General features: G+C 72.4%; 26 protein-coding genes. 12 read left to right on the top strand and 14 right to left on the bottom strand.

Annotation, left to right across the window (positions count from 1 at the left end; all coding sequences use genetic code 11):
* Positions 1-8: 8 nt before the first annotated feature.
* Positions 9-515, top strand: coding sequence for a MarR family winged helix-turn-helix transcriptional regulator (locus tag SA2016_RS16790; RefSeq protein ID WP_066500290.1), 507 nt, complete (start codon positions 9-11; stop codon positions 513-515).
* A gap of 76 nt (positions 516-591) precedes the next feature.
* On the opposite strand, the gene SA2016_RS16785 is transcribed toward SA2016_RS16790, so the two are convergent.
* The 5 genes from SA2016_RS16785 to SA2016_RS16765 form a co-directional block, all read right to left on the bottom strand.
* Positions 592-1050 carry a hypothetical protein gene (locus tag SA2016_RS16785; RefSeq protein ID WP_066500288.1) on the bottom strand — a complete coding sequence of 153 codons (459 nt, stop codon included), beginning with the start codon at positions 1048-1050 and terminating at the stop codon, positions 592-594.
* A gap of 123 nt (positions 1051-1173) precedes the next feature.
* Positions 1174-2097, bottom strand: coding sequence for a 3-hydroxyisobutyrate dehydrogenase (gene mmsB / locus SA2016_RS16780; RefSeq protein WP_066500286.1), 924 nt, complete (start codon positions 2095-2097; stop codon positions 1174-1176).
* 31 nt (positions 2098-2128) lie between these two features.
* A complete protein-coding gene (locus SA2016_RS16775) occupies positions 2129-3220 on the bottom strand; it encodes an enoyl-CoA hydratase/isomerase family protein (protein ID WP_066500284.1) in 1092 nt (363 codons plus the stop codon).
* Entirely contained in the window at positions 3221-4723 is a 1503-nt protein-coding gene (locus tag SA2016_RS16770) for a CoA-acylating methylmalonate-semialdehyde dehydrogenase (protein ID WP_066500282.1), read from the bottom strand. It lies immediately after the preceding gene.
* A 160-nt stretch (positions 4724-4883) separates the two neighbouring features.
* Positions 4884-5798, bottom strand: coding sequence for an aminodeoxychorismate lyase (locus SA2016_RS16765; RefSeq protein WP_066500280.1), 915 nt, complete (start codon positions 5796-5798; stop codon positions 4884-4886).
* Between the two features lie 22 nt (positions 5799-5820).
* Here SA2016_RS16765 and cls point away from each other — a divergent pair, with 22 nt between their 5' ends.
* Positions 5821-7278, top strand: a complete 1458-nt coding sequence (gene cls / locus SA2016_RS16760) for a cardiolipin synthase (RefSeq protein WP_066500278.1) — start codon at positions 5821-5823, stop codon at positions 7276-7278.
* Positions 7279-7309: 31 nt separating this feature from the next.
* Here the strand turns inward: cls and SA2016_RS22340 are convergent, their stop codons facing one another.
* The 5 genes from SA2016_RS22340 to SA2016_RS16740 all read right to left on the bottom strand — a co-directional run bounded on the left by SA2016_RS22340 (position 7310) and on the right by SA2016_RS16740 (position 11562).
* Positions 7310-8482, bottom strand: coding sequence for an anthranilate synthase component I family protein (locus SA2016_RS22340; protein ID WP_257125870.1), 1173 nt, complete (start codon positions 8480-8482; stop codon positions 7310-7312).
* On the bottom strand, positions 8422-9447 hold the full coding sequence (locus SA2016_RS22335) for a nucleoside/nucleotide kinase family protein (RefSeq protein WP_257125789.1): 1026 nt from the start codon (positions 9445-9447) through the stop codon (positions 8422-8424). The genes SA2016_RS22340 and SA2016_RS22335 overlap by 61 nt, the downstream gene beginning before the upstream one ends.
* Before the next feature lie 4 nt (positions 9448-9451).
* A complete protein-coding gene (locus SA2016_RS16750) occupies positions 9452-9982 on the bottom strand; it encodes a low molecular weight protein-tyrosine-phosphatase (protein WP_066500276.1) in 531 nt (176 codons plus the stop codon).
* Positions 9983-10069: 87 nt separating this feature from the next.
* On the bottom strand, positions 10070-10690 hold the full coding sequence (locus tag SA2016_RS16745; RefSeq protein ID WP_066500275.1) for a LysE family transporter: 621 nt from the start codon (positions 10688-10690) through the stop codon (positions 10070-10072).
* A 41-nt stretch (positions 10691-10731) separates the two neighbouring features.
* On the bottom strand, positions 10732-11562 hold the full coding sequence (locus SA2016_RS16740) for a methyltransferase domain-containing protein (RefSeq protein ID WP_066500274.1): 831 nt from the start codon (positions 11560-11562) through the stop codon (positions 10732-10734).
* Between the two features lie 155 nt (positions 11563-11717).
* On the opposite strand from SA2016_RS16740, the gene SA2016_RS21545 reads away from it, so the two are divergent.
* Together SA2016_RS21545 and SA2016_RS16730 are read left to right on the top strand one after the other, a co-directional pair.
* On the top strand, positions 11718-12125 hold the full coding sequence (locus SA2016_RS21545) for a hypothetical protein (RefSeq protein ID WP_066500271.1): 408 nt from the start codon (positions 11718-11720) through the stop codon (positions 12123-12125).
* 89 nt (positions 12126-12214) lie between these two features.
* A complete protein-coding gene (locus SA2016_RS16730) occupies positions 12215-13621 on the top strand; it encodes an MFS transporter (protein WP_066500269.1) in 1407 nt (468 codons plus the stop codon).
* Here SA2016_RS16730 and SA2016_RS16725 read toward each other — a convergent pair.
* Positions 13602-14495: a fumarylacetoacetate hydrolase family protein gene (locus tag SA2016_RS16725; RefSeq protein ID WP_066500267.1), complete on the bottom strand. Its 894-nt coding sequence runs from the start codon at positions 14493-14495 to the stop codon at positions 13602-13604. The two genes, SA2016_RS16730 and SA2016_RS16725, sit on opposite strands and share 20 nt — an antisense overlap.
* Positions 14496-14679: 184 nt before the next feature.
* On the opposite strand from SA2016_RS16725, the gene dnaK reads away from it, so the two are divergent.
* From dnaK to SA2016_RS16695, 6 genes are all read left to right on the top strand, one after another.
* A complete protein-coding gene (dnaK, locus tag SA2016_RS16720) occupies positions 14680-16563 on the top strand; it encodes a molecular chaperone DnaK (RefSeq protein WP_066500265.1) in 1884 nt (627 codons plus the stop codon).
* A 2-nt stretch (positions 16564-16565) separates the two neighbouring features.
* On the top strand, positions 16566-17237 hold the full coding sequence (locus SA2016_RS16715; protein WP_066500263.1) for a nucleotide exchange factor GrpE: 672 nt from the start codon (positions 16566-16568) through the stop codon (positions 17235-17237).
* Between the two features lie 155 nt (positions 17238-17392).
* The gene (locus tag SA2016_RS16710) at positions 17393-18373 is read left to right on the top strand and encodes a DnaJ C-terminal domain-containing protein (protein WP_066500261.1); all 981 of its coding nucleotides are present in this window, start codon (positions 17393-17395) and stop codon (positions 18371-18373) included.
* A 3-nt stretch (positions 18374-18376) separates the two neighbouring features.
* A complete protein-coding gene (locus SA2016_RS16705) occupies positions 18377-18796 on the top strand; it encodes a heat shock protein transcriptional repressor HspR (protein ID WP_066500258.1) in 420 nt (139 codons plus the stop codon).
* A 125-nt stretch (positions 18797-18921) separates the two neighbouring features.
* On the top strand, positions 18922-19845 hold the full coding sequence (locus tag SA2016_RS16700) for a DMP19 family protein (protein WP_229710995.1): 924 nt from the start codon (positions 18922-18924) through the stop codon (positions 19843-19845).
* Between the two features lie 49 nt (positions 19846-19894).
* On the top strand, positions 19895-21193 hold the full coding sequence (locus SA2016_RS16695) for an alpha/beta hydrolase (protein ID WP_066500251.1): 1299 nt from the start codon (positions 19895-19897) through the stop codon (positions 21191-21193).
* A gap of 56 nt (positions 21194-21249) precedes the next feature.
* On the opposite strand, the gene SA2016_RS21835 is transcribed toward SA2016_RS16695, so the two are convergent.
* Positions 21250-21417, bottom strand: a complete 168-nt coding sequence (locus SA2016_RS21835) for a hypothetical protein (RefSeq protein ID WP_169803083.1) — start codon at positions 21415-21417, stop codon at positions 21250-21252.
* Positions 21418-21573: 156 nt separating this feature from the next.
* On the opposite strand from SA2016_RS21835, the gene SA2016_RS16690 reads away from it, so the two are divergent.
* Positions 21574-22083 carry a sigma-70 family RNA polymerase sigma factor gene (locus SA2016_RS16690; protein WP_066500249.1) on the top strand — a complete coding sequence of 170 codons (510 nt, stop codon included), beginning with the start codon at positions 21574-21576 and terminating at the stop codon, positions 22081-22083.
* Entirely contained in the window at positions 22080-22796 is a 717-nt protein-coding gene (locus SA2016_RS16685; protein ID WP_084249603.1) for an anti-sigma factor family protein, read from the top strand. The genes SA2016_RS16690 and SA2016_RS16685 overlap by 4 nt, the downstream gene beginning before the upstream one ends.
* Positions 22797-22824: 28 nt before the next feature.
* On the opposite strand, the gene trmB is transcribed toward SA2016_RS16685, so the two are convergent.
* Together trmB and SA2016_RS16675 are read right to left on the bottom strand one after the other, a co-directional pair.
* Positions 22825-23688, bottom strand: a complete 864-nt coding sequence (trmB, locus tag SA2016_RS16680; protein WP_066500248.1) for a tRNA (guanosine(46)-N7)-methyltransferase TrmB — start codon at positions 23686-23688, stop codon at positions 22825-22827.
* A gap of 79 nt (positions 23689-23767) precedes the next feature.
* Positions 23768-25069 (bottom strand): MFS transporter, encoded by a 1302-nt coding sequence (locus SA2016_RS16675; protein WP_066500247.1) that lies wholly within the window; start codon positions 25067-25069, stop codon positions 23768-23770.
* Positions 25070-25083: the final 14 nt, after the last annotated feature.

Genomic DNA, 25083 nt, shown 5'->3' with positions numbered 1-25083 from the left:
GGAGGACCATGGGCGCCCCGCTTCCCCGCGACCCGATCGCCGACGCCCGGCGCAACTGGGAACGGAACGGATGGGCGGACGTCGCGGCGCCCATGGCCGCCATCACCGCGATCATGCGGACCCAGCAGATCCTCATCGGCCGCATCGAGGACGTGCTCAAACCCCTCGGACTCACGTTCGCGCGGTACGAGATGCTCGCGCTGCTCAGCTTCGCCCGCACCGGTGCGCTGCCCATGAGCAAGGCCAGTGCGCTCCTGCAGGTGCACCCCACCTCCGTGACCAACGCGGTGGACCGGCTCGAGGGCGCGGGGTACGTCACGCGCACCCCGCACCCCACCGACGGGCGCACCACACTCATCGAGCTCACCGACAGCGGCCGGGCGCTCGCGGAGAAGGCCACGGTGGCGCTCAACGCCGAGGTGTTCGGCCGGTCCGGGTTCACGGGCGAGGACGTGGAGGCGCTCCTGCGCATCCTCGGCGACTTCCGCCGCGAGGCCGGCGACTTCACCGAGTGACCCCGGCGGCCGCCGTCCCTTCTGGAGGTCAGCTCCTGGAGGTCAGCTTCTGGAGGTCAGCTTCTGGAGGTCAGCTTCAGGCGGTGCGGGGGTACGGATCCTCGGGCGGGGCGGGGTACGCTGCGCCTGCACCGCCAGCCTCGGTCCGGGCCTTCCCCGGGTAGCCCTCGGGCGCTGCGATGAGGTACACGATCATGACGACGAGCCCGAAGCCGGTCAGTCCCAGGAGCAGGGTCAGCAGGAACCACATCTTGTCCGGCAGCTGGTAGGAGTTCACCAGGGCTCCGACCCAGGCCACGAACTGGGCGATGATGCCGCCGAGCGCAATGAGCCCGCCCACGCAGATGAACACCACCGTGGACCAGAAGGTCCCGCCGGGCGTCGGCACGAAGTCGTAGCCGCTGCCGCTGCGCGCATTCACGTACGTCCCGCCGTAGGCGAGCATGATGGCCGTGGCCACCCCGCCGACCACGAGGCCGATCCCCATGCCGATGATGCCCCAGATCCACGTCCTGGTGATGATTCCCTTGGTCACGTCCGGCTCCTCCTGCGCAGTACAGGCGGCCCGCCCCAGTCCGCCCGCAGCCCTTGCGTCCACGGTCCTCCCGGGGCGGCGGGGCGGACAGGGCATTTGGTCACCGCGGCCAGCGGGGAGGGGTCAGGCCTCGGACTGCTCGCGGATCGTGGTGATGATGCCCGAGAAGTCGGTGCCTGCGCCGCCGTGCTCCACGAAGGAGTCGTAGATCCGGGACGCGAGCTGGCCCATCTCCGCCGCCACGCCGGTGTGCTCGAGCGCGTTGACGGCCAGACGGAGGTCCTTGGCCATGAGTGCCCCGGCGAATCCGGGCTGGTAGCCGCGGTTGGCGGGGCTCGTCGGCACGGGCCCCGGGACGGGGCAGTTGGTGGTCAGCGCCCAGCACTGCCCGGAGGCGTGAGCGGCGACGTCGAAGAGGGCCTCGTGCGTGAGCCCGAGCTTCTCGCCGAGCACGAACGCCTCGCTCACCGCGATCATGGACACGCCCAGGATCATGTTGTTGCACACCTTCGCCGCCTGGCCCAGGCCGTGCGCTCCGCAGTGGACCACCCGCTTGCCCATCGTCTCGAGGATCGGCCGGACCACCGCGACGTCGTCGTCCTCGCCCCCGACCATGAACGTCAGCGTGGCCGCCTCGGCGCCGACCACCCCGCCGGAGACCGGGGCGTCCACCGAGCGGTGTCCGGCGGCGACCGCCGCCTCGGCGGCCTCCTGCGCCTCGGTGACGTTGATCGTGGAGCAGTCGAGGAAGAGCGTGTTCGGCGCGGCCACGGCCAGGAGGCCGGGCTGGCCCTCGCTGCCGCGGTAGGCATCGAGCACGTGGCGCCCGCTCGGGAGCATGGTCAGGACGATCGCCGCCCCGGCCACGGCCTCGGCGGCCGTCTCCGCGAGGGGGATGCCATGGGACCGTGCGGCGTCCGCGGCCGCGGGGACGGGGTCGTAGCCCACCACCGTGTAGCCGGCCTTGAGGAGGTTCACCGCCATGGGGGCGCCCATATGGCCGAGGCCGAGGAAGGCGATGGTTCCGGATGCGGACGGCTCACTCATGGTCTGTCTCCTTCGGTCTCGTGCTGGCGGGTCACAGGGCCGCCACCCGTGCGGCGAGGCCCAGCTCGTCCTCCTCGAGCGGGGCGAAGCACGCCTCGACGTCCTCCTGCCCCACCTCGGCGAGGGTCGGCGGGCTCCAGCGGGGGCTGCGGTCCTTGTCGATGACCTGGGCCCGAATCCCCTCGCGGAAGTCGTGCCCGGCGAGCAGGCGGAGGCCGATGCGGTACTCCGTGTCGAGCGCCGCCTCGAGCGCTCCGGGGACGGGGCCGCGCGCCCGGGCGCGGCGCAGCGCGGCGAGCGTGACCTTCACCGCCAGCGGTGACTTCGCCTCGATCGTCGCCGCCGTCTCCCACGCCGCCGCGACGGGGCTCGCCTTCAGCCGGCGCACGATCTCCTCGGCGTCCTCCGACGCGTACGCCTCGTCGATCCAGCCCCGCTGTTCCGCGAGTTCCGAGAGGGGAGGCTCGACGGCGAGGCGCGCCACGGCGTCGTCCGCCGGCTCCGTCTCGAGCGCCTTGGCGAGCTCGCACAGCCGGGCGGACGGGACGAAGAAGTCCGCGAGGCCGAGGTGCAGCGCGTCCGCGCCGTCGAGGTGCGCGCCGGTCAGCGCAGCGTGCGTGCCGGACTCGCCGGGGGCGTTGGCGAGCAGGAGCGTGCCGCCCACGTCCGGGACGAACCCGATCGTGGTCTCCGGCATGCCCATCCGCGTCCGTTCCGTCACGACCCGGTGCGAGCCGTGCACCGAGACCCCCACCCCGCCGCCGAGCACGAGCCCGTCCATGAACGCCACGTAGGGCTTCGGGTAGCGGCTGATGAGGGAGTTGAGCCGGTACTCGGTGGCCCAGAAGTCCTCGGTGGCGCGGCCGCCGCCCTGCATGTCCCGGTAGATCGCCACGATGTCCCCGCCCGCGCACAGGCCTCGCTCGCCGGCGCCGCGCACGAGGACGGTCTCGACGGCGTCGTCCGCCGCCCACTCGGTGAGCCGGGCGAGCATGGCCTCCGCCATCCCCGCGGTGAGCGCGTTGACCGTGCGGGGCCGGTTGAGCACGACGACGGCGAGCCGCCCCCGCCGCTCGAAGAGGACCTCGTCGGCGGCGGAGGCCGCCTCGCTGGGTGCGGTCATTCAGCTGCCCGCCGGCATGACGAAGCTCGCGCCCTGGCGCACCCCGGAGGGCCAGCGGGAGGTGACGGTCTTGGTCTTGGTGAAGAAGCGGAACGCGTCCGGGCCGTGCTGGTTGAGGTCCCCGAAGCCCGAGGCCTTCCAGCCGCCGAACGTGTAGTAGGCGATCGGCACGGGGATCGGCACGTTGACGCCGACCATGCCCACCTCGACGCGGCTGGCGAAGTCGCGGGCGGCGTCGCCGTCGCGGGTGAAGATCGCGACGCCGTTGCCGAACTCGTGCTCGCTGCACAGGCGCAGGGCCTCGTCGTAGTCCGCGGCCCGGACCACGCTGAGCACGGGGCCGAAGATCTCCTCGCGGTAGATCGACATCTCCTGGGTGACCCGGTCGAAGAGGGTGGGCCCGACCCAGAAGCCGCCCTCGTAGCCGTCCACCGTGTGGCCGCGGCCGTCCACGAGCAGCTCGGCGCCCTCCTCGGCGCCCTTGGCGATGTAGCCCTCGATCCGCTCCTTGGCCGACGCCGCGACCACCGGCCCGAAGTCCACGTCCTTGTCCATGCTCGCGCCGACGCGCAGGCCCTTGATGCGCTCCTGGAGCTTGGCCACGAGCGCGTCTGCCGTCTCCTCGCCCACCGGGACGGCCACGGAGATGGCCATGCAGCGCTCGCCGGCGGAGCCGTAGCCGGCCCCGATGAGGGCGTCAGCCGCCATGTCCAGGTCAGCGTCGGCGAGGATGACCATGTGGTTCTTGGCGCCGCCGAAGCACTGGGCGCGCTTGCCGTGGGCTGCGGCGCCGGCGTAGATCGCCTGGGCGATCGGCGTGCTCCCGACGAACCCGATGGCCTTGACCCGCGGGTCCTCGATGAGGGCGTCCACGGCCTCCTTGTCGCCGTTGACCACATTGAACACGCCGTCCGGCAGGCCCGCCTCGGTGAGGAGCTCGGCGAGGCGGAGCGGGACCGAGGGGTCGCGCTCGCTCGGCTTGCAGATGAACGCGTTGCCCGCGGCAAGGGCCGGGCCCGCCTGCCACAGCGGGATCATGGCCGGGAAGTTGAACGGGCTGATGCCGGCGACTACGCCGAGGGGCTTGCGCAGCGAGTGAACGTCGATGCCCGTGCCCACGCTGTCGGAGAACTCGCCCTTGAGCAGGTGCGGGGCCGCGCCGGCGGAGAACTCGACGACCTCGAGGCCGCGCTGGACGTCGCCCTTCGAGTCGGCGAACGTCTTGCCGTGCTCGGAGGAGAGGAGCTCGGCGAGCTCGTCCATGTGCTCGTTGGCGAGGTCCACGAACTTGAGCAGGATCCGTCCGCGGCGCTGCGGGTTCATCGCGGCCCACTCGGCCTGGCCCTTCTCGGCGTTGGCGATGGCCTCGCGGACCTCGTCGCGGCTGGCGAGCGGGAGCCGGGCCTGGACCTCGCCGGTGCAGGGGTTGTAGACATCGCCGAAGCGGCCGGAGGTCCCGTCGACGCGCGCGCCGCCGATGTAGTGGTACAGGTCGTGGACCATGGAAAGCTCCTTCGCTCGTGTGTGATCCAGGTCATCTGGGACAGAAGATACTCGGACTTCCAAGTAATTGCCAGAGGCTTTCGGTCCCGCTGGGGCGCGGCGGGGTGACGCCGGCGGAAGGAGGGGGAAGGGAGGGAGCGGGGGAAGGGAAGAAGGGGGCTCAGGCGATCTTGTCGAACAGCCCGGCGAGCTCGGCCGTCAGGGCGCGGGCGAGCTCGGGGTCCGTCCCGATCGCCGTGCCGTCCACGTGGTTCACCGGGGTGAGCAGGCGCACCGAGGAGATGAGCCACACCGCGTCCGCGTCGAACAGGTCCTCCGGCTCGAGTGGGCCGTACCCCAGCTCCCAGCCGGCGTCCTTGGCCGCCGCGAACAGCGCGCCCTGCGACGTGCCGGGGAGGATGCCGGAGTCGAGCTGGGGGGTGACGAGCCTCTTGAGGGTGAGGCGGCCGGCGTCGTCCTTCTCGGCGTGCGCGATGAGCACGGTGGAGGTGGGGCCCTCGAGGACCTTGCCGTCGGCGGAGGTGAAGATGACGTCGTCCGCCCCGTGAGCGTGCGCGTAGCGCAGCGCGGCCATGTTCACCGCGTAGGAGAGCGTCTTCGCGCCGAGGAGGAGCCACGGGGCGCGCTCGGCGAGGTCCGAGTCGTAGCCGCGGTCCAGGAGCAGGACGTCGATGCCCTCCTCGCGCTGCCGCTTCGCCGCGGGCGCCGGCGCGGACGCGGCGACCCAGCAGGTCGCCTCGTGCGCGCCCTCGACCCCGCGGGTCGCCACGAGCTTCACGACCACCTCGGTGAGGGGGCCCACCACGCGCTGGTACTCGTCCAGCGCGGTCACGATGGCCCGCTCCCACGCCTCGTGGTCGGGCACCTCGAGCTCCAGCAGCGCCGCGCTCTTGCTCATCCGGGCCAGGTGGGCCGGGAGCTTGCGCACGTGCCCGTCCAGGACGAGGAGCGTCTCGAACACCCCGTCGCCGCGCGTGGCCCCGAGATCGGTGGCGAACAGCTGCGGCTTGGTGGCGTCCTCGATCCGGCCGTCGGGGAACGCGCGGTCGAGGAACGTCAGGACGGTGTGAGTCATGGGGACAGCTTAGGCTGTGCCCATGCTCCTGCAGTTGCCGCTGATCGGCCTCCTGCCCGATTGGCTCACCTTCGCGCTCGGCGTCGTCGACCTGGTCATCAGGGTCGCCGTGCTCGGCATCATCCCCGGCAACCGCAGGCCCACCACGGCGATGGCGTGGCTCCTGGCCATCTTCTTCATCCCCACCCTCGGGCTGCTGGTGTTCCTCCTGTTCGGCAACTTCCGCTTCTCCGGCCGCCGGCGCGACCAGCAGCAGGAGGTCAACGCGCGCGTCCGGGCGGCGCTCGCGGAGTCGCACGACGTCGACACCACCTTCCCGGGCCCCGAGTGGCTGCACTCCGCCGCCGCGCTCAACCGCGGGCTCGGCTCCCTGCCGATGGTCAACGGCAACAAGGTCCGGCTGATCCCCGGCTACGAGGACGCGATCGCCGAGATGACGGAGGCCGTGCGCAGGGCGAAGCGGTTCGTCAATGCCGAGTTCTACATCGTCAGCTGGGACGAGGTCACCGAGGACTTCTTCACGGCCCTCACCGAGGCCGCCGAGCGCGGCGTCGAGGTCCGCTTCCTGTTCGACCACATCGGCACCCTGCGCATCAAGGGCTACCGCACGTTCCTCAAGCGGCTCAAGGCGACCAAGGTCCAGTGGCGGCGGATGCTTCCCGTCATGCCCGTCCACGGCCAGTGGCGCCGCGTGGACCTGCGCAACCATCGCAAGATCCTCGTCGTGGACGGCGAGGTCGCCTTCACCGGCTCGCTGAACCTGATCGAACGCGCCTACCACCGGCGGGCCCAGCGCAAGTGGGTGGAGCTCATGGCCCGGCTCGAGGGCCCGGTGGTCACGACCCTCAACATCGTCTTCGCCACTGACTGGCTCTCGGAGACGGACGTGCTGCTCGAGGACCAGCTCGAGGCCGCGGGGCACGTCGGCGACGTGGCCGCCCAGGTGGTCCCCAGCGGCCCCGCCTTCGCCAACGAGAACAACCTGCGGCTCTTCAACACCCTCATCTACTCCGCCCAGCACCGGCTCTCGATCTGCAGCCCGTACTTCGTCCCGGATGACTCGCTCCTCTACGCCGTCACCACGGCGGCCCAGCGCGGCGTTGACGTCGAGCTGTTCGTCTCCGAGCAGGGCGACCAGTTCCTCGTCCACCATGCCCAGCAGTCCTACTACGAGCAGCTGCTCACCGCGGGCGTGAAGATCTACCGCTACCCCAAGCCATACGTCCTGCACGCCAAGCACTTCACCGTGGACCACGAAGTGGCCGTCCTCGGCTCGTCCAACATGGACATGCGGTCCTTCTCGCTCAACATGGAGGTCTCGCTCATGCTCCCGGGCGGCGAGATCGTGGACCAGATGCGTCGGGTCGAGGACATGTACCGCGAGGTCAGCAAGCGCCTCGACCTGCAGGAATGGCGCAGCCGGCCGATGCTGCGCCGCTACGTGGACAACGTCGCCCGGCTCACCGCCACGCTCCAGTAGCCGGCGGCGGGGGGAGCCTGAAGGGCCCGCCTCAGTCCCGGGGGAACTCCGAGCCGAGCGTGCTGAGCACGGCGAACGCCTTGGCCCGGATCTCGTCGTGCTCGTCCGCGGGGTCCGAGTCGGCCACGACGGCGCCGCCCACTCCGAGCGTGAGGCGCGTGGCGCCGTCGTCCGCCGTCTCCATGACGAGGGTGCGGATCACCACCGAGAGGTCGGCGGCCCCGGTGCGGGAGAAGTAGCCGATCACGCCGGAGTAGACAGCGCGCGGGCCGGCTTCGAGCCGGTCCAGGATCGCCATGGTGCTGATCTTCGGCGCCCCCGTCATGGACCCGGGCGGGAACGCTGCCGCGACGGCCTCCGCGCGGGAGGCGCCGGGGCGCAGGCGCGCGTCGACGGTGCTCACGAGCTGGTGGACGGTCGCGTAGGTCTCGACGGCGAACAGCCGCGACACCCGCACGGACCCGGGGACCGCGTGGTGGCTCAGGTCGTTGCGCAGGAGGTCCACGATCATGAGGTTCTCGGCCCGGTCCTTCGGGTTCGCGGCGAGCTCGGCGCGCACCCGCTCGTCCGCCCCGGGGTCCTCCGGCGACGGGCCGGGGGAGCGGCGGCGGGTGCCCTTGATCGGCTCGGCTCGCAGCCCGCCGTCGGCCGCGAGCGACAGGAAGCGCTCGGGCGAGGTGCTCGCGACCGCGAGGCTGCCGAAGCGGGCGAACGCCGCGAACGGCGCGGGGCTGCGGCGGCGGAGCGCTCCGTAGGCCTCGAGAGGCACGACGCCGGGCCGGTCGCCCCGTGCGGGGACGGTCGCCTCGAGCGTGGTGGTGAGGCAGGCCTCGTACGTGTTCCCCTCGGCGATCTCCGCCTGGGCTGCGCGCACCTTGTCCTGGTACGCGGCGGCGGTGTCGCGTGCGGTGAAGGCCGGCGCCGAGGTCACCGCTTCGGGTGTCGCCGCGGCCGGCCCGCCTGAAGCATCGCACTCCCGGATGGCGGCGGCAGCGCGGTCGAGCCACGGCACGGCGTCCGCGGCGTCGAGGGCCAGCAGCCACGCCTGGCCGGTCACGTGGTCGAGGACCACGGCCCGGGCCGCGAAGACGAGCTGGGCATCGGGGAGCCCGGGGTCGACGTCGGATCCGCCGCACTCGCGCTTCAGCTCGTAGCCGAGGTACCCCAGCCACCCGAGGGCGAACCCGCACTCGAGCCCCGGCACCGCGGGTGCCTGCCCGTGGCCCCATTCGGCGTCGAGCCAGCGGAAGAACGGGGTGTCGGAGTGGGCTGAAACCGGCACATCGGTTGCCGGACCGTGCACCACGTCGGTGCGCCCCCGCCGGTGGGCCATGCGCCGCCCGAGCAGGCCGCCGTCGTCCGCCATGACGCTGAAACGGTTCCGCGGGGTGACCTCGCCGTCCCGGGGCGTGGCCTCGGCGTTCGGGGGGTGGCCTCGGCGTCGGAGGAGTCGAGCCAGACCGCCGCCGTGGACGCACCGAAGAGCCCGCGGAAGAGCCGCTCCGGGTCCGGCGCCGCGCCGAGGCGACGCACGACGACGGCCGCGGACTCGCGTGCCGAGCGCTCGGGGGCGAGGAGCCCACGCAGCGAGGGGAGCCCGGCGAGGGCGGCCAGCACCCGGTCCGCGAGTCCCTCGGGCCGGTCGGTGCCCGCGGGGGAGGCGACGGTGACGGCGGCGGCCGCGGGCACGTCGTCGTGCGCGAGCCACGCCTCCTCCTGCGCGGCCCAGCGCCCCCAGTGCGGCGCGTAGAGGTCTCCGTCGCGGGCGAGGGCGCGGCGACGGCGCTCGTCGGCGGCCGCGTCCACCCACACCACCGCGTCCGCGAGGGCCCGCAGGGGTGCGGCGCCCGCGCCGACGCCCTCGAGGAGCACCACGTCGGCGGGCTCGCTCACGCGCTCGGGGCCGCCGGCGCCGCGCTCCCAGTCCCACGGGCGCCAGCGGGCCACCTCGCCCCGGCGCAGGGGGCCGAGCACGTGGTCCGCGCACCGGGCGATGCCCTCGGCGAGGCCGTCCCACCCCGGGTAGACGTCCTCGAGGTGGATCAGGGTGACGGTGCGGTGCTCGCGCAGGGCGGCCGCGAGCTCGATGGCGAGGGACGTCTTCCCCGCCCCCGACCTCCCGTCGAGCAGGATCACGGACGGCGCGCGCGCCGGGAAGGTGGGCGCCACGTGCTCAGGCGTCGACGGCCAGGCCGAGCGTGGCGAGCTCGCGGCGCACGTGGGCGATGATGCCGGGCACCGACGCGGCGATGAGGCGCCACGTCGTCTCGAAGTCGCTCTGGTCGCCGAACCACGGATCCTCGATCCCCTGATCGAGGTGGTCCAGGTGCGCGACGGCGGGGTCGAACTCGCGCAGCAGCCGCACCTTCTCGGCGGCCCCCAGCGGTGCCTGCTCGCGCAGGTGCCCGTAGTGGTCCACGTCGAGGGCGAGGATCAGCTCGCGCTCGCCGTACCAGGCGGCCTCGAACTGGCGTGCGACGTGGGTGCGGGCGCGCAGCCCGTGGGCCGCGAGGACGCGGGCGGCGCGAGGGTCGATCGGCCGCCCGACCTCGTAGCTGGTGGTGCCCGCCGAATCGACGAGGACGTGCTCGGCGAGGCCGGCCGCGCGCAGGGAGTCGGCGAGCATGAACTCGGCCATGGGGGAACGGCAGATGTTCCCGGTGCAGACCGTGATGATCCGGTAGGGGCTCGCCGTCGAGTTCATGCGACCAAGCATAAAGTCCGCGGCTGCGGCGTCCCGCATCGGGGGCACCCTGCCGCCGGTCCATGACGGGGCCCTTCGACGGGCTCCTCAGACAACGGCGAGGAGCACGCCCACGCCGACGAACAGCACCCCGAAGATGCGGTTGAGCCTGCGCTGCCCCCGCTCGCTGCGCGTGAACCGCTGGAAGCTCTTGGCCGCGAGCGCGAAGAAGAACCACATCACCAGGATGTCCACCGTCACGATCGTCGCGCCGATGATGAGGTACTGGCTCCACAGCGGGGACTCCGGGCGCACGAATCCGGGGATGAAGGCCAGGAAGAAGACGATGGCCTTGGGGTTGAGGAGGTTGACCCAGAGCCCGCGCTGGAACATGGACCAGGAGGGCTCATTGGCGAGGGCCGCCGCCGTCTCGGCGGAGGTGTCCGGCCTGCTGAAGAACTGCCGCACGCCGAGGTAGGCCAGGTAGAGGGCGCCCAGGTAGCGGATCACGTTGAAGGCCAGTGGCGAGCCGGCCACGAGCACCCCGAGCCCGGCGGCGACCACGGCAAGGTGCACCACGAGGGCCGCCTGCTGCCCGAGCACGCCCCAGATGGCGCGGCGGAACCCCGAGGTGAGCGAGTTGCTCATGGTGTTGATGGCACCGGCGCCCGGGGTGAAGCTGATGAGCAGGCAGGCGCCCACGAGGGCGCCCCAGAGGGAAAGTGGCACCCCACCAGCGTAGGGCCGCGGCGCGCGCGGGCCCGCCACCCCTAGGCTCGGCCGATCACCTCGCCGTTGGGGATGAGGAACCAGCCGTCGGCGGAGGATCCCCAGCGGTGCCAGCCCGCCGCGATCCGCTCGAGGCCCGCCTGTTCGGCGAAGCCGTACTCGAGGGCCTGCTCGGCGAACGCGGAGTGCAGCACGCGTTCGCTCCACACGCGTGCCTGCCAGGCCCGCTGCTGCGGCGTCGCGTACAGCCAGTTGCTGCTGCTGGGGGAGACATCGGTGAATCCCGCCTCCTGCATCCAGCCCACGAGCCGACGCCCGGCGTCCGGCTCGGCGCCGTTGTGCCGCGCGATGCGCTGGTAGAGGTCCATCCATTCATCGAGCTCGTCCAGCTCCGGGTACCAGCTCATCCCGTGGAAGTCCGCGTCCCGCACTGCCACCAGCCCGCCCGGCTTCGCCACGCGCCGCATCTCCCGCAGCGCCGCGACGGGGTCGGTGAGGTGCTGCAGGACCTGATGGGCGTGGACCACGTCGAACGTCTCGTCGTCGAGCTCGAGGTCGTACACGTTGCCCGCCATGAAGGACGCGTTGGCCACCCCGCGCTCCTCGGCGAGCGCCCGCGCCTGGGCCACGACGTCCTCGGAACGGTCCAGGCCGGTCACGCGGCCCGGGTCGACGAGTCTGGCGAAGTCGCACGTGATGCTCCCAGGCCCGCACCCGACGTCGAGCACCGTCAGCCCGGGGGCGAGGTGGGGGAGGAGGAACGCGGCGGAATTCTCGGCGGTCCGTGCCGCGTGGGCCCGCACCACGCTCTCGTGGTGGCCATGGGTGTAGACGTCGTCGGGGGTCTTCGCGGTGCTGTCCGGCGCTTCCATGACACCACGTTAGGGGATCGGGTCACACCAGCGTGTGAAGTTGGCTACTTATAGCACGGTTTCGGGCCGGTCGCCCCGCCTCGGCCCGTAAAGTTGAGGGCGAATCATATACGACCTGACGGGCAATGGTGCCCCTCATCCCGAGAGGAGCACAGATGTCCCTGACCCACAGCTCGAACAGCGCCCACGGAATCCGCCGGCACGGCCGCATGCGCCTCGGCGAGGACATCCTCCTCGCCCGCCACGGCGACAACATCGCGAGCCTGCGCCTGGACCGCCGCGCCAACCGCATGGTCGCGACCCTGCGCGACGGCAGCATCGACTGCGCCTCGAACTCGGTCCTCGCCTCGGCCCCCTCGCCGATGGCCCGCCTTGGCGCGCAGCTCCACGCGGTCCGCACCGACACCGCCTCGGTCAGCCGCTCCGACGCCCGCACCCTCATCAGGTTCAGCCTCGTGTGGCTGCTCATCAGCGCGGTCCTCGCGGTGGGCGTGATCTGGGCGGTGACGGCCTCGGGCAACGCCGAGATGGTCAACAGCGCCCTCACGTACCCCGCCTACTGACGCGCGACGCCGGCCGGCCGCCTCCGCGTGCCGGCCCGCCTGGCGAGACCCTCCTCCCGCGCGCGCCGCGCCCTCGCTACCCTGAGCCGGTGACCTCACCCGCCCCGGCTGCCTGGAACCCCCGTCTCGCGCTGCTCGTCGCCGCGACGTACTTCATGGAGTTCCTCGACGGCACGGCCCTGGCGACGGCCCTGCCGGCTATCGGCGCCGACTTCGGGGTGCCACCGGCCGACGTCAATGTGGCCATGACCGCCTACCTCGTCGCCGTCGCGATGGGCATCCCGTTCAGCTCCTGGCTCGCCGAGCGCTTCGGGCCGCGTCCCGTCTTCACCTCGGCGATCCTGGTCTTCACCCTCGCCTCGCTCGCGTGCGCGCTGAGTCCCGGCCTCGCGGCGCTCACGGCCTTCCGGGCCGTGCAGGGCTTCGGCGGGGCGATGATGGTCCCGGTCGGCTCGCTCGTGGTGCTGCGCGGCACGCCCAAGGGCGAGCTCCTGAAGGCCACGGCGTTCCTCGTCTGGCCCGGCCTGCTCGCCCCAGTCCTCGCCCCGCTCGTGGGCGGGGCGCTCACCCAGTACCTCTCCTGGCACTGGATCTTCCTGGTCAACCTCCCTCTGGGCGCCGCCGCGCTCGTGGCCGCGCTGCGGCTCGTGCCCGCGGGCGGCGCTGATGCCGGCCGCCGGCTCGACTGGCCGGGGCTCGGGCTCACGACCCTCGGGGTCGCGGCCGTAGTGGTGGGCCTCGAGCTCCTCAGCGAGGGCCGCCCGGCCGGCTGGGCGGCGGCCACCCTCGCGCTGGGACTCGCCGGCCTGGCCGCCGCCGTGGCCTGGATGCGCCGCGCGCCCCGGCCGCTCTTCGACTTCTCGGTGCTGCGCGTGCGAACGTTCCGTGCGACCCAGACGGGAGGCTTCGTCTACCGCCTCACCATCCAGGCCGTGCCGTTCCTGCTGCCGCTGCTCTTCCAGGACGGCTTCGGCTGGGACCCGGTGCATTCGGGGCTGCTGGTGGCGGCCGTGTTCGTGGGCAACATCGGCGTCAAGCCGGCGACGACGCCGCTCATCCGCCGCTTCGGGTTCAAACCGGTGCTCGTGACCGCCGCGGCGGCGTCCGCGGCGACGTTCGCCGCGTGCGCGCTGCTCGCCCCCGAGACCTCCGAGGCACTGATCGCGCTCCTGCTCGTGGCCTCGGGGGCGTTCCGCTCCATCGGCTTCTCCGCCTACATGAACGTCCAGTACGCCGACGTCTCGGCCGAGCAGCTGCCGAGCGCGAACGCGATCGCCAACACCCTCGTCCAGCTGGCCGCGGCCCTCGGGGTCGCCGTCGGCGCCCTCCTCATCCGGGCAGGGGCGGCGTGGCTGCCTGAGGCGGCCGGGCACGCCGCGGCCCTGCCCTACCGGTTCGCCTTCGCCGCGATCGCGGTGCTCATGCTCGCCTCGGTCGCGGACAGCGCGCTGCTGCCGCGGCACGCGGGGACCGAGGTCAGCGGGCGCCGGAGGTGACCCCGACGTGCTCGGCGGTGAGCACGCAGCGCTGGCGCCCGAGGCCCTCGACCTCGACCTCGACCGTGTCGCCGGGGGCGAGGTAGGGGAAGCGGCCGGAGAGGGCCACGCCGGCCGGGGTCCCGGTGAGGATCACGTCGCCGGCCTCGAGCAGCATGTACTGGCTCACGTGGTGGACGAGCTCGGCCGGGGAGAAGACGAGGTCCGCGGTCCGGGAGTCCTGGCGCGGCTCGCCGTTGACCCAGCTGCGCACGCGCAGGTCCGCCGGATCGGTCTCGTCGGCCGGGACGAGCCAGGGGCCGAGCGGGGTGGAGCCGGGGGAGGACTTGCCCTTGGTCCACTGCCCGGCCGCGCCCATCTGCCAGTCCCGCTCGGAGAGGTCGTTGGCGCAGGCGTAGCCGGCGATGCACTCCGCGGCGGCCGCCACGGTGGGCAGCAGGTGGGCGTCGCGGCCCACCACGATGGCAAGCTCCGCCTCCCAGTCGTACTTCCCGGCCGCGGCCGGGTAGGGGGCCGGGTCGAAGGGGCCCGCGATGGTGCTCGTGGGCTTGAGGAAGACGACCGGGACGGTCGGGACGTCGGCGCCGGCCTCGGCCGCGTGGTCGGCATAGTTCAGGCCGATCGCGATCACGGACCGCGGGCGCGCCACCGGCGGACCGATCCTCAGGCCGGCCGGGTCGAGGGCCGGGAGTTCCCCGGCGGCGAGGGCCGCGCGGACCCGGGCTGCGCCGTCGTGCGCGAGGAAGGCTCCGTCGATGTCCCGGGTGAGCGGGAGCAGGCTGTAGGCCCGCTCGGTGCCGTCGGTGCCGTCGGTGCCGGCCGCGAGGACGGCGGGCTGCTCCGTGCCGGCGTCGCCGAGTCTCAGGAACTTCATTCTTCCTCCATCATGTGGAAACTTCATTCCGATGAAAGGAAGCCTAGCGCCCTCCGCCCGGACCGGTCAGGTGATGAACTTGAGTCGACCTCACTCAACTTCATTTGACATCCAGCTCGGGCTGCGTAGAGTTGAGTGCAGACCGCTCAACTTGGTCCAGACCAGAAACCAGCAGGAGGAACCTATGTCCCGTGCAGTCGGCATCGACCTGGGCACCACCAACTCCGTCGTCTCCGTCCTGGAGGGCGGCGAGCCGACCGTCATCGCGAATGCCGAGGGCGGCCGCACCACGCCGTCGGTCGTCGCCTTCTCCAAGACCGGCGAGGTGCTGGTCGGCGAGATCGCGAAGCGCCAGGCGGTGAACAACATCGAGCGCACCATCGCGTCCGTCAAGCGCCACATGGGCACCGACTGGACGGTCAACATCGATGACAAGAAGTACACGCCGCAGGAGATCTCCGCGCGCATCCTCATGAAGCTCAAGAACGACGCCGAGTCGTACCTGGGCGAGAAGGTCACCGATGCCGTGATCACGGTCCCGGCGTACTTCAACGACGCCGAGCGCCAGGCCACCAAGGAGGCCGGCGAGATCGCGGGCATGAACGTCCTGCGCATCATCAACGAGCCCACCGCGGCCGCGCTCGCCTACGGCCTCGACAAGGGCAAGGAGGACGAGCTCATCCTCGTCTTCGACCTCGGCGGCGGCACCTTCGACGTCTCCCTCCTCGAGGTCGGCAAGGACGAGGACGGCTTCTCGACCATCCAGGTCCGCGCGACCGCCGGCGACAACCGCCTCGGCGGCGACGACTGGGACCAGCGCGTCGTCGAGTACCTCCTCGGCCAGCTCAAGGTCAAGGGCATCGACCTGTCCAAGGACAAGATCGCCCTCCAGCGCCTCCGCGAGGCCGCCGAGCAGGCCAAGAAGGAGCTCTCGTCCTCGACGAGCACCAACATCTCCCTCCAGTACCTCTCCGTCACCCCCGACGGCCCGGTGCACCTCGACGAGTCCCTCTCGCGCGCCAAGTTCCAGGACCTCACCAAGGACCTGCTCGAGCGCACCAAGAAGCCGTTCCACGACGTCATCTCCGAGGCCGGCATCAAGGTCGCGGACATCGACCACGTGGTCCTCGTCGGCGGCTCGACCCGCATGCCGGCCGTGTCCGAGCTCGTCAAGGAGCTCACCGGCGGCAAGGAGCCGAACAAGGGCGTGAACCCGGACGAGGTCGTGGCCGTCGGCGCCGCGCTCCAGGCCGGTGTCCTCAAGGGCGAGCGCAAGGACGTCCTCCTCATCGACGTCACCCCGCTCTCCCTCGGCATCGAGACCAAGGGCGGCGTGATGACCAAGCTCATCGAGCGCAACACGGCCATCCCGACCAAGCGCTCCGAGACCTTCACGACCGCTGACGACAACCAGCCCTCGGTGTCGATCCAGGTGTTCCAGGGCGAGCGCGAGTTCACCCGCGACAACAAGCCGCTCGGCACCTTCGAGCTGACCGGCATCGCGCCGGCCCCGCGCGGCATCCCGCAGATCGAGGTCACCTTCGACATCGACGCCAACGGCATCGTGCACGTCTCCGCGAAGGACAAGGGCACCGGCAAGGAGCAGTCGATGACGATCACGGGCGGCACCGCGCTGTCCAAGGACGACATCGACCGCATGGTCGCCGAGGCCGAGGCCCACGCCGCCGAGGACAAGCAGCGCCGCGAGGCCGCAGACCGCCGCAACTCCGCCGAGCAGCTCGCCTACTCTGTGGACAAGCTCATCGCCGACAACAAGGACAAGCTGCCCGAGGAGGTCCGCGCCGAGGTGCAGGCCGACGTCGACGCCCTCAAGAAGGCGCTCGAGGGCACGGACAACGACGACGAGGTGAAGGCCGCGTTCGAGAAGCTCCAGCAGTCCCAGACCAAGCTCGGCGAGGCGATCTACGCCCAGTCGCAGGCGGGTGCCGCCGCGGGCGACGGCGCGCAGGCCGGGACGCACGACGCGGGTGCCCACGCCGGCGCGTCGGCGAACGCCGACGAGGACATCGTCGACGCCGAGATCGTTGACGAGGACGAGAAGAAGTAACCATGGCCCCTCACCACGGAAACGAGAACGAGCACGGGTCCGAGCGCCCCGAGCCGGTGATCCGGGACAACCGCAAGGTGGACCCGGTCACCGGCCAGGCCCGGCACCCGGAGGGCGCGGAGGCCTCCGAGGCCGCCCCGCACGACGGCCACGAGGAGATGCAGCCCGTGGACGAGGCCCACGACTCGGGGGACGCGCTGGCCCAGGCCGAGCAGATCCTCAATGAGGCCGAGGCCGGCGAGCAGGAGGGGCAGGCGGCCGTGGTGGCCGAGCTGCGCAACGACCTGCTGCGCCTCCAGGCGGAGTACGTGAACTACCGCCGCCGGGTCGACCGCGACCGCGCGGTCGCGGGGGAGGTCGCCACGTTGGGTGTGCTGAGCTCGCTGCTGCCGGTACTGGACGACATCGACGCGGCCCGGGCCCACGGCGACCTGGAGGGCGGCCCGTTCGCCTCGATCGCCGGCAAGCTCGAGTCGATCGTCGCCGGCCAGGGGCTGGAGCGGATCGACCAGGCGGGCGTCGAGTTCGACCCGAACATCCACGAGGCCCTCATCCAGCAGCCGGGGGAGGGCATCGAGGTGGACACGGTCCAGCAGGTGCTCCGCACGGGCTACCGGACCTCGGCGCGCGTGCTGCGCGCGGCCCAGGTGATCGTGGCGACGCCGCAGGGCTGACCCACCCCTCCCGTTTCGGGTACGCATCTCGTCGCCCTCTGGGCGTTTCGGGTACGCGGGCGCCCTCGCCCGCGTACCCGAAACGGCATATCCGTGACGAGATCTGTACCCGAAACCGTGCACACTTGAAGCAGCAGTTGATCTAAGGAGCGTTCGTGGCCAGTCAGGACTGGGTGGAGAAGGACTTCTACGCCATTCTGGGCGTGTCCAAGGACGCCTCCGAGGCCGACATCAAGAAGGCCTACCGCAAGCTCGCCCGCAAGTACCACCCGGACCAGAACCCGGGTGACGCCGAGGCCGAGAAGAAGTTCAAGGACATCACGGAGGCCAACTCCGTCCTGTCCGACCCCGAGCAGCGCCAGCAGTACGACGCGATCCGCGCCATGGGGGGCGCGCGCTTCTCCGCGGGCGGCCCCGGCGGCGGGGCCGGCGCGGCCGGCTTCGAGGACCTCTTCGGCGGGCTGTTCGGCGGCGGCCCCGGCCGCCACTCGCGCGGGTTCAACACCGGCAACCTCCCGCCCGAGTTCGCCGACCTCTTCGGCGGCGGCGGATTCGGCGGCGCGGGCTTCCAGCCCCCGCCCCAGCGCGGTGCGGACCGCCAGGCCAGCACCACGATCTCCTTCGCCGGGTCCATCCGCGGCACCACGGTGGGCCTGCGCGAGCGCGACGGCGAGGTCATCGAGGTCCGCATCCCCGCGGGCATCCGGGACGGGCAGAAGGTCCGCGTCCGCGGCAAGGGCGGCCCCGGATCGGCCGGGCCGGGCGACCTCATGGTCACCGTCCACGTCCGACCGCACGACTTCTTCACGCGCGAGGGCGACAACCTCCGCATCCACGTGCCCGTGACGTTCGACGAGGCCGCCCTCGGCGCCCAGATCGAGGTCCCCACCGCGGACGGCCCGAGCGTGAAGATGAAGGTCCCGGCCGGGACGAGCTCCGGCCGGACGCTGCGGGTGAAGGGCCGCGGCGTGAAGACCTCCAAGGGCTCGGGCGACCTCCTCGTCACCGTCGACGTCGTCGTCCCCAAGAACCTCTCGAAGGAGGCCGAGCAGGCCATCCGCACCTTCGCGGAGGCCGTCTCCAAGAACGGCCAGTCGGACCCGCGCGCACACCTTGCGGAGAAAGCGAGGCTCTAGGCCATGGCCATCGACCCGTACGCTCCGATCTTCGTGATCTCCGTGGCGGCAGAGCTGGCCGAGATGCACCCCCAGACGCTGCGCCAGTACGACCGTCTGGGGATCGTCTCGCCGTCCCGCCAGGGCGGCCGCCAGCGCCGCTACTCCCAGCGCGACGTCGAGATGCTGCGGGAGGTGCAGCGGCTCTCGAAGGACGGCGTGTCCCTCGAGGGGATCCGCCGCATCCTCGAGCTCGAGAACCAGGTCGCGGCCCTGCGTGCGCGCGTGACCGAGCTCCAGGCCGAGCTCGCCAACACGCAGCGCGCCAGCGAGGCCCGGCGCGTGTTCGCCGCCGGAATCGCCGGGGACGTCGTGAGCCTCGCGCGCGGGCAGCGGCCCGAACCGCGGTCCCAGGCCCTCGTGGTCTGGCGCCCGCAGCGCTGACGGCCGGCACGGGACCCCCAAGGTTCGCCCAACGTTCACCGGGCGGCGGCCGGGGTGCCCCGCGCGCGGTGCCGGCGGCGTCGTACGTTCGATGCGTGAGTGACCGCACGAGCGAGGAGCCCCGCATGAGCACCGCCCAGCATCCCGTCGTCCTCCCGGCCGAGGCCCTCACGGCCGGCGACGAAGCCGTCGTGGACGCCAACATCGACATCGTCAACGCCATGTACGAGGAACTGCTCGACGAGCGCGAGATCGCCCCGAACGCGCTGCGCAGCTACTACGTGGACTTCTACCTCGCGCAGATGCTCGACGGCGGCTTCGCACAGTACGCCCTCGCGGCGCACGAGCGGGCGCAGGTCGACCGCCTCGTCCGCGAGGGCCTGCGCGAGATGGGCGCGGCCGGGCACCTGGCCCTCTTCGATGAGCTCGCTGCCGCGGTCGCGGCCCTGACCGTGGAGGACACCGAGGCGTACCTCGAGGGGGACGCGGACGGCTCCGTCGCCGTGGCCCGGGCCGAGGCCCTCGACGACAGGTTCGAGGCACTCCTCGAGCAGGAAGACCTCCTGGCGCTCAACGCTGCCTGGCTCAGGGGCCAGGAGGGCCTGCTCGCCCTCGACGAGGACGGCATCGAGGACGAGATCGCGCGCCGCGTGGGGCTCATCGACGACCTCGAGGAGCGCCGGGCTGCAGAGGACCGGAGCGGGCTGGGCGACATGCCCGACCACGAGCTCGTGATCCGCGAGCTGTGCGACGCCGCCGGCCACGAGCTCGTGGCCGTCACGGCCGCCGACGCGGCCTACGTGCACCGCGGTGCCGAGGCCCTCGCGTGGCGCTTCACCACCGACCTGGGGGAGTACGTGATGGTGGAGGAGGGCGACGAGGCCGCGATGGTCGACGCCGAGGACGGGACGGTCCTCGCCACCGTCGAGTTCGTGGAGCTGGACGAGGACGACTGGACGGCCGATGATGATGCCGATGGGTATGGTGCGGTCGAGGCCTCCCGGCGGGGCGGCCCCGAGGACGGACGCGCAGCGCAGACGGCCCCCTGAGCCGCCGGCCGGCGCCGGCCGTACGCCCTGACGTGGGCCGGGAGGCGGCATGGACTGGCTCTACAGCCTCGACATCCTCGACGGGGCCTTCGTGGGCGGCGTGGTCGCCGCCGGCGTCGCGGTCCTCGTGGTGCTCATCGCGGCCCGGTCGGACCGCTGGCGGGCCCAGCGGCTCCTCCTCGCCGCGGCGGCCGGGACCCTCGTGGGGCTCACGTTTTATATCGTGTGGGATGCCGCGGACTTCCTCGGCCTCTACCTCCCGGAGGACGTCGGCCGCCTTCTCATGGCGACCTGCGCGGCGGGCGGAGTCGCCCTGGCCTGCCTGTGGGACCGGCCGGCCTGGCGCAGGGCACTGGCTGCGGCGGGCGTCCTCGTCGTCGCCGTCTCCGGCGGGACTGCCATCAACGCCTACTTCGGCTACGACCGGACGCTGGGAGCCCTCGTCGGGGTGTCGACCGGCGCGCCGATCGACCTCGGCGCGCTGGCCAAGGACGTCGGGCCCGCCAGGGGCGCCTCGGCGGGAAAGCTCCTGTCAGGATGGACCCCGCCCGCCGGAATGCCCGCCGTGGGACGCCGGGGTACCGTGCAGATCCCCTCGAACGGCTTCCCCGCGCGCCGCGCCGGCGTCTACCTCCCGCCCGCGGCCCTGACCGCCCACCCGGTCCGGCTGCCGCTCGTCATCCTGATGATGGGCGACCCGGGCACCCCGGACCCCGGCGCCGTCGCCAACGTGCTCGACGCCTTCGCCGCCACCCACCGGGGCCTGGCGCCGATCGTGGTCGTCGCGGACCAGATCGGCACCAAGGGCGATCCGGCCTGCGCCGACTCGACAACCTACGGCCCGGCGGAGAGCTACATCCTGGACGACGTCATCCCCTGGGCCAGGCGCACCTTCAACGTCCTCGGGGACGCGGCCCACACCGCGATCGGCGGGTACTCGAACGGCGGGGCGTGCGCCTTCAAGCTCGCTGCCGAACGGCCCGCGCTGTTCGGGGCCATGTTCTCTGCGTCGGGGGAGGAGTACCCCGGCGCCGAGTCGCCGCAGGCCGTCATCACCGACGTCTTCCACGGCGACGTGAAGGCCTTCGACGCCGCCAAGCCCGCCGCCATCCTCGCCCGGCACCGCGGCGCGTACTCGCACATCACGGCGGTCTTCACGGTCGGCTCGGGCGATCCCACGTTCACGCCCGGGGTCCGGCGGGCCGAGCAGGCGGCCAAGGCGGCCGGCATGGCCGCGTCCTTCCGCACCGTCCCCGGCGCGGGCCACGTCCACGGAGCGATCGGAGGCGGGTTCCGCGAAGCCTTCGAGGTCCTCTTCCCGGTCCTCGGCCTGGGCGGACAGAAGTAGGCCACCCGCCCAGCGCCGCCCGTCAGGGGCGCGCGTGCGGGTGGCCGCGCAGGCCGTCAGCCGTTGTACTGCGGACAGGCCTCGTTGGAGCAGCCCTTGTCCCGGGGGACCCACTTGTCCCCGTCCTGCTGCCACACGATGTGCCGGTGCTGCCCGCAGAGCTCGCACGACGGCGCGACGAAACTGTGCTTCTCCTCTTCCGTGTAGGTGCGGAAGTCTGACATGGTTCCTCCTCCACCTCGGGCTCCCCACACTACCCGCGGCCGGGAGGCTCTTCCAGAGGTGCCGCTGTCCGGGCGCAGCGCCGCAGAATGATCGGGGGCGCGCCGTACGTGAACCGCGGCGGCGTGGAGGACGTGTGTAGGGGCAAGGAGGTCCCCATGCCCATGGACGAGGAAGCGGTCGCGGCGCTGTACCGCGAGCACGGCGCCGCCCTGCGCCGCTTCGCCCGTGGCGCCGTGGACCGCGAGAAGGCGGAGGACATCGTGCAGGAGGCGATCATCAGGGTCTGGCGGCACGCCCCGCCCGGGACCCAGGGCCTGCGCCCCTACCTCTACCGCACCGTGCGGAACCTCATCGTCGACCAGCACCGCCTCGCCTCGCGCCGTCCGCGCACGGTGGCGTCGGTGGACGAGGCCGGCGACCGCTTCGCCGTGGCCGTGGACGCCGAGCGCATCGACGAGCTCCTGGACCGCGTGGTCATGGAGGAGGCGCTCGCCCGGCTCACCCCGGAGCACCGCCAGGCGCTCGTCGCGGTCCACTACCGGCGGCTCACGGTCGCCGAGGCGGCCGTGGAGCTCGGCGTGCCGGCGGGCACGGTGAAGTCCCGCTGCTTCTACGCGCTCCGGGCCCTCCGCGCCGCGCTCGACGAGATGGGGGTGGACCGATGACCACAGGAGAGTTCCGGCAGGGCCACGAGCAGCGGATGGACCTCGGCGCCTACGTGCTCGGCGCCCTCAGCGGGCAGGAGCGGCAGGCCGTCGAGGACCACCTCGCCCAGTGCGCCCAGTGCCGCGCCGAGCTCGCCGGGCTCGAGACGCTGCCGGCGCTCCTGGACGCGGTGCCGTCGGAGCGCGCCGCGCAGATCGCGGACGACGCCGGCCGCGCACCCGAGCCGGGCACCGCATCGCGCGAGCTGCTCGCCCGGGTGACCCGGCGCCGTCGTGCGCGTGCGGCGGCGTGGACCGCTTCCCTCGCGGCCGCGGCGGCGGGGTTCTTCGCCGCCGGGATCGCACTCGGCCCCACGCTGGGCGCCCGCCCGGGGCAGGCGGCGCCGCCGCCGCCGAGCGCTTCGGCCACGGCTGGGGCGACCACCGTGACGCTCGCTTCGGGCGACGGCGCGCGCATCGACCTCGCGCTCGTGGCCAGGGCCTGGGGGACCGAGCTCGACCTCACCTGCCGGGGCATGCCGAACGGCGGGGCCTACACGGTCTGGGTCGTCTCGGCCGGGGGCACGGCGCAGCAGGCCGGCGCGTGGAGCTCGACCGGGTACTCGGGCCGGGCCGTCCTGACCGGCGCCACCTCCTTCGAGCTCCCGGCCATCCGCGCGGTGGAGATCCGGGACGCCGCCCAGCAGACCGTGGCGAGGACGTCGCTGGGCTGACCAGCTGGGCGGCCCGACGTGAGGGGGCTCAGACCCTCACGGCGGTGAGGTCGAAGATGACGCGGCCGGCCTTGAGGGCCTTGTTCTCGAAGCTCGTCAGGGTCCGCCCCTCGAACCTCGGGGCCCACCCGCCCACGGTGTCCGCCTCCCCGGTGGGCTCGCAGTCCACCCCGGAGGCCCAGGCCGCGGTGAGCGGGCTCGCAGGGCCGGCCAGCTCGCCGTCGTGCGCGTTGCGGAAGTCCGGCGAGGCGGCCACGACGTCCCGCATCTGCTGCGCGTACCCGGACCAGTCCGTGGCGAGCCGCCAGAGGCCGCCGGGGGCGAGGACGCGGGCGGCGAGCGCGGCGAAGGTGTCCTTCACCATGCGCCGCTTGTGGTGGCGCGTCTTGTGCCAGGGGTCCGGGAAGAAGACCCAGAGCTCGTCCACCGAGCCGGCAGGCAGCATCGAGCCGAGCACTTCGGGGGCGTTGGCCTGGACCACGCGCACGTTCGTGAGGCCGCGCTGGCCGATCCGCAGGAGCGTGTTCGCCAGGCCCGGCCGGTAGACCTCCACGGCGAGGAAGTTCCGCTCCGGCGAGGCCTCCGCCGCGGCGACGACCGCCTCTCCGAGGCCCGAGCCGATCTCCACGACGAGGGGCGCCACCCGCCCGAACTCCGCGGCGGCGTCGAAGACATAGTCGGGGTGCACGGAGGTGTCCGCAACGTGCCGCGGGACGTCCACCACGTAGGCGTCCGCGTGCTCGTCCCACGCGGCCTGCCGGCGCCCCTGGAGCCGCGTGCCGCGCCGCACGAAGCTGAGGGGCTGGCGGCGGTACGTGCCGAAGGAGGCCCGGCTGCCCGGGGTGACGGGGTTGCCGGGGGTGGTCGCGGGGGATTCGGGGTGCTCGCTCATTGCCCTCCAAGGGTACCGGGGCACGCACGACGGCGCCCCGCCGGCTTGCGCTGGCGGGGCGCCGTCCGTGGCAGCCGGGTCAGTGGCGCAGGTCCTTGCCCTTCGTCTCGGGCAGGCCGAGGACGGTCAGGATCGAGACGAGGACCATGAGCACGGCGTAGACGTTGAACATCCACGACTGGTGGAACACGTCGGAGAACAGCTGCTGGAGGTAGGGCGCCGTCCCGCCGAACAGCGCGACGCAGATCGAGTACGGCACGCCGACGCCGACCGTGCGGATGTGCGCGGGGAACATCTCCGCGTACGCCGCCGGGACGATCGCCGCGGAGCACGCGATGAAGACGAGCATGACGGACATCGAGACGAACAGCTGCCACGCGGCGTCGTGCAGGAGCCAGGTCATCGGGAAGTGCAGGACCGCGACCCCGGCGCCGCCGATGATCAGGACCTTCTTGCGGCCGATCCGGTCGCTGACCCTGCCCCACAGCGGCAGGGCGATGAGGAAGACGACGTTGGCGCCCACGCCCGCCCAGAGCGCCTGGGTGGGGTTGATGTGCAGGCTCGAGATGGCGAAGGCCGGGGCCACCACGCCCCACACGTAGTAGATGATGGTCAGCCCGACGGTCATGCCGATGACCTGCAGGGCCTGCTTCCGGTGCTCGACGATGGAGCGCCACAGCGGGTGCTTCGGCTTCTTCGCCCCGTCCGTGAGGCCCTCGAACGCCTCCGTCTCGGGCATCCGGGCCCGCATGATGAGCCCGTACAGGCCGAGCACGGCGCCGAGGAAGAACGGGATGCGCCAGCCGAAGGAGTCCATCTGGGCCTTGCTGAGCACGCTCGTGAGGACCACCCCGAGGAAGGTGCCGAACAGGACGCCCATGGTGCCGGAGACGTAGATGAGCGAGGACCAGAGCCCGCGCTTCTCCCGCGGCGCCACCTCAGAGAGGTAGGTCTGGGACGAGGGCAGCTCGCCGCCGTGGGCGAGGCCCTGGATGAGCCGGGCCACGAGGAGCACGAGGGACGCGAGGACGCCCACCGAGCTGAACGTGGGGGCCAGGGCGATGAGCAGGCTGCCGAAGGCCGCGAGGGCCACGGCGAGCGTCATCGAGGTCCGGCGGCCGATCCGGTCCCCGATCCAGCCGAACACCAGCCCGCCGAAGGGCCGGGCGAGGAAGCCGACAGCGAAGACCGCGAGGGTCGCCAGGATCGCGGAGGTGGGATCTGCGCCGTTGAACAGCTGCTTCGAGAAGAACGGCGCGAAGGTCGCGTAGACGTTCCAGTCGAACCATTCGACGGCGTTGCCGACCCCCGTGCTCACGAGGGTCTGCCGGGTCGAGGGTGCCTTGCGGACGCGTCCGGCGACGGCGGCGTTGGTGGACATGGATGGGCCTCCGG

The organism is Sinomonas atrocyanea (genome assembly GCF_001577305.1).
GTDB classification, from domain to species: domain Bacteria; phylum Actinomycetota; class Actinomycetes; order Actinomycetales; family Micrococcaceae; genus Sinomonas; species Sinomonas atrocyanea.
Note: the sequence above shows the minus strand (reverse complement) of the source record. Positions and strands in the feature narration are given on the sequence as shown.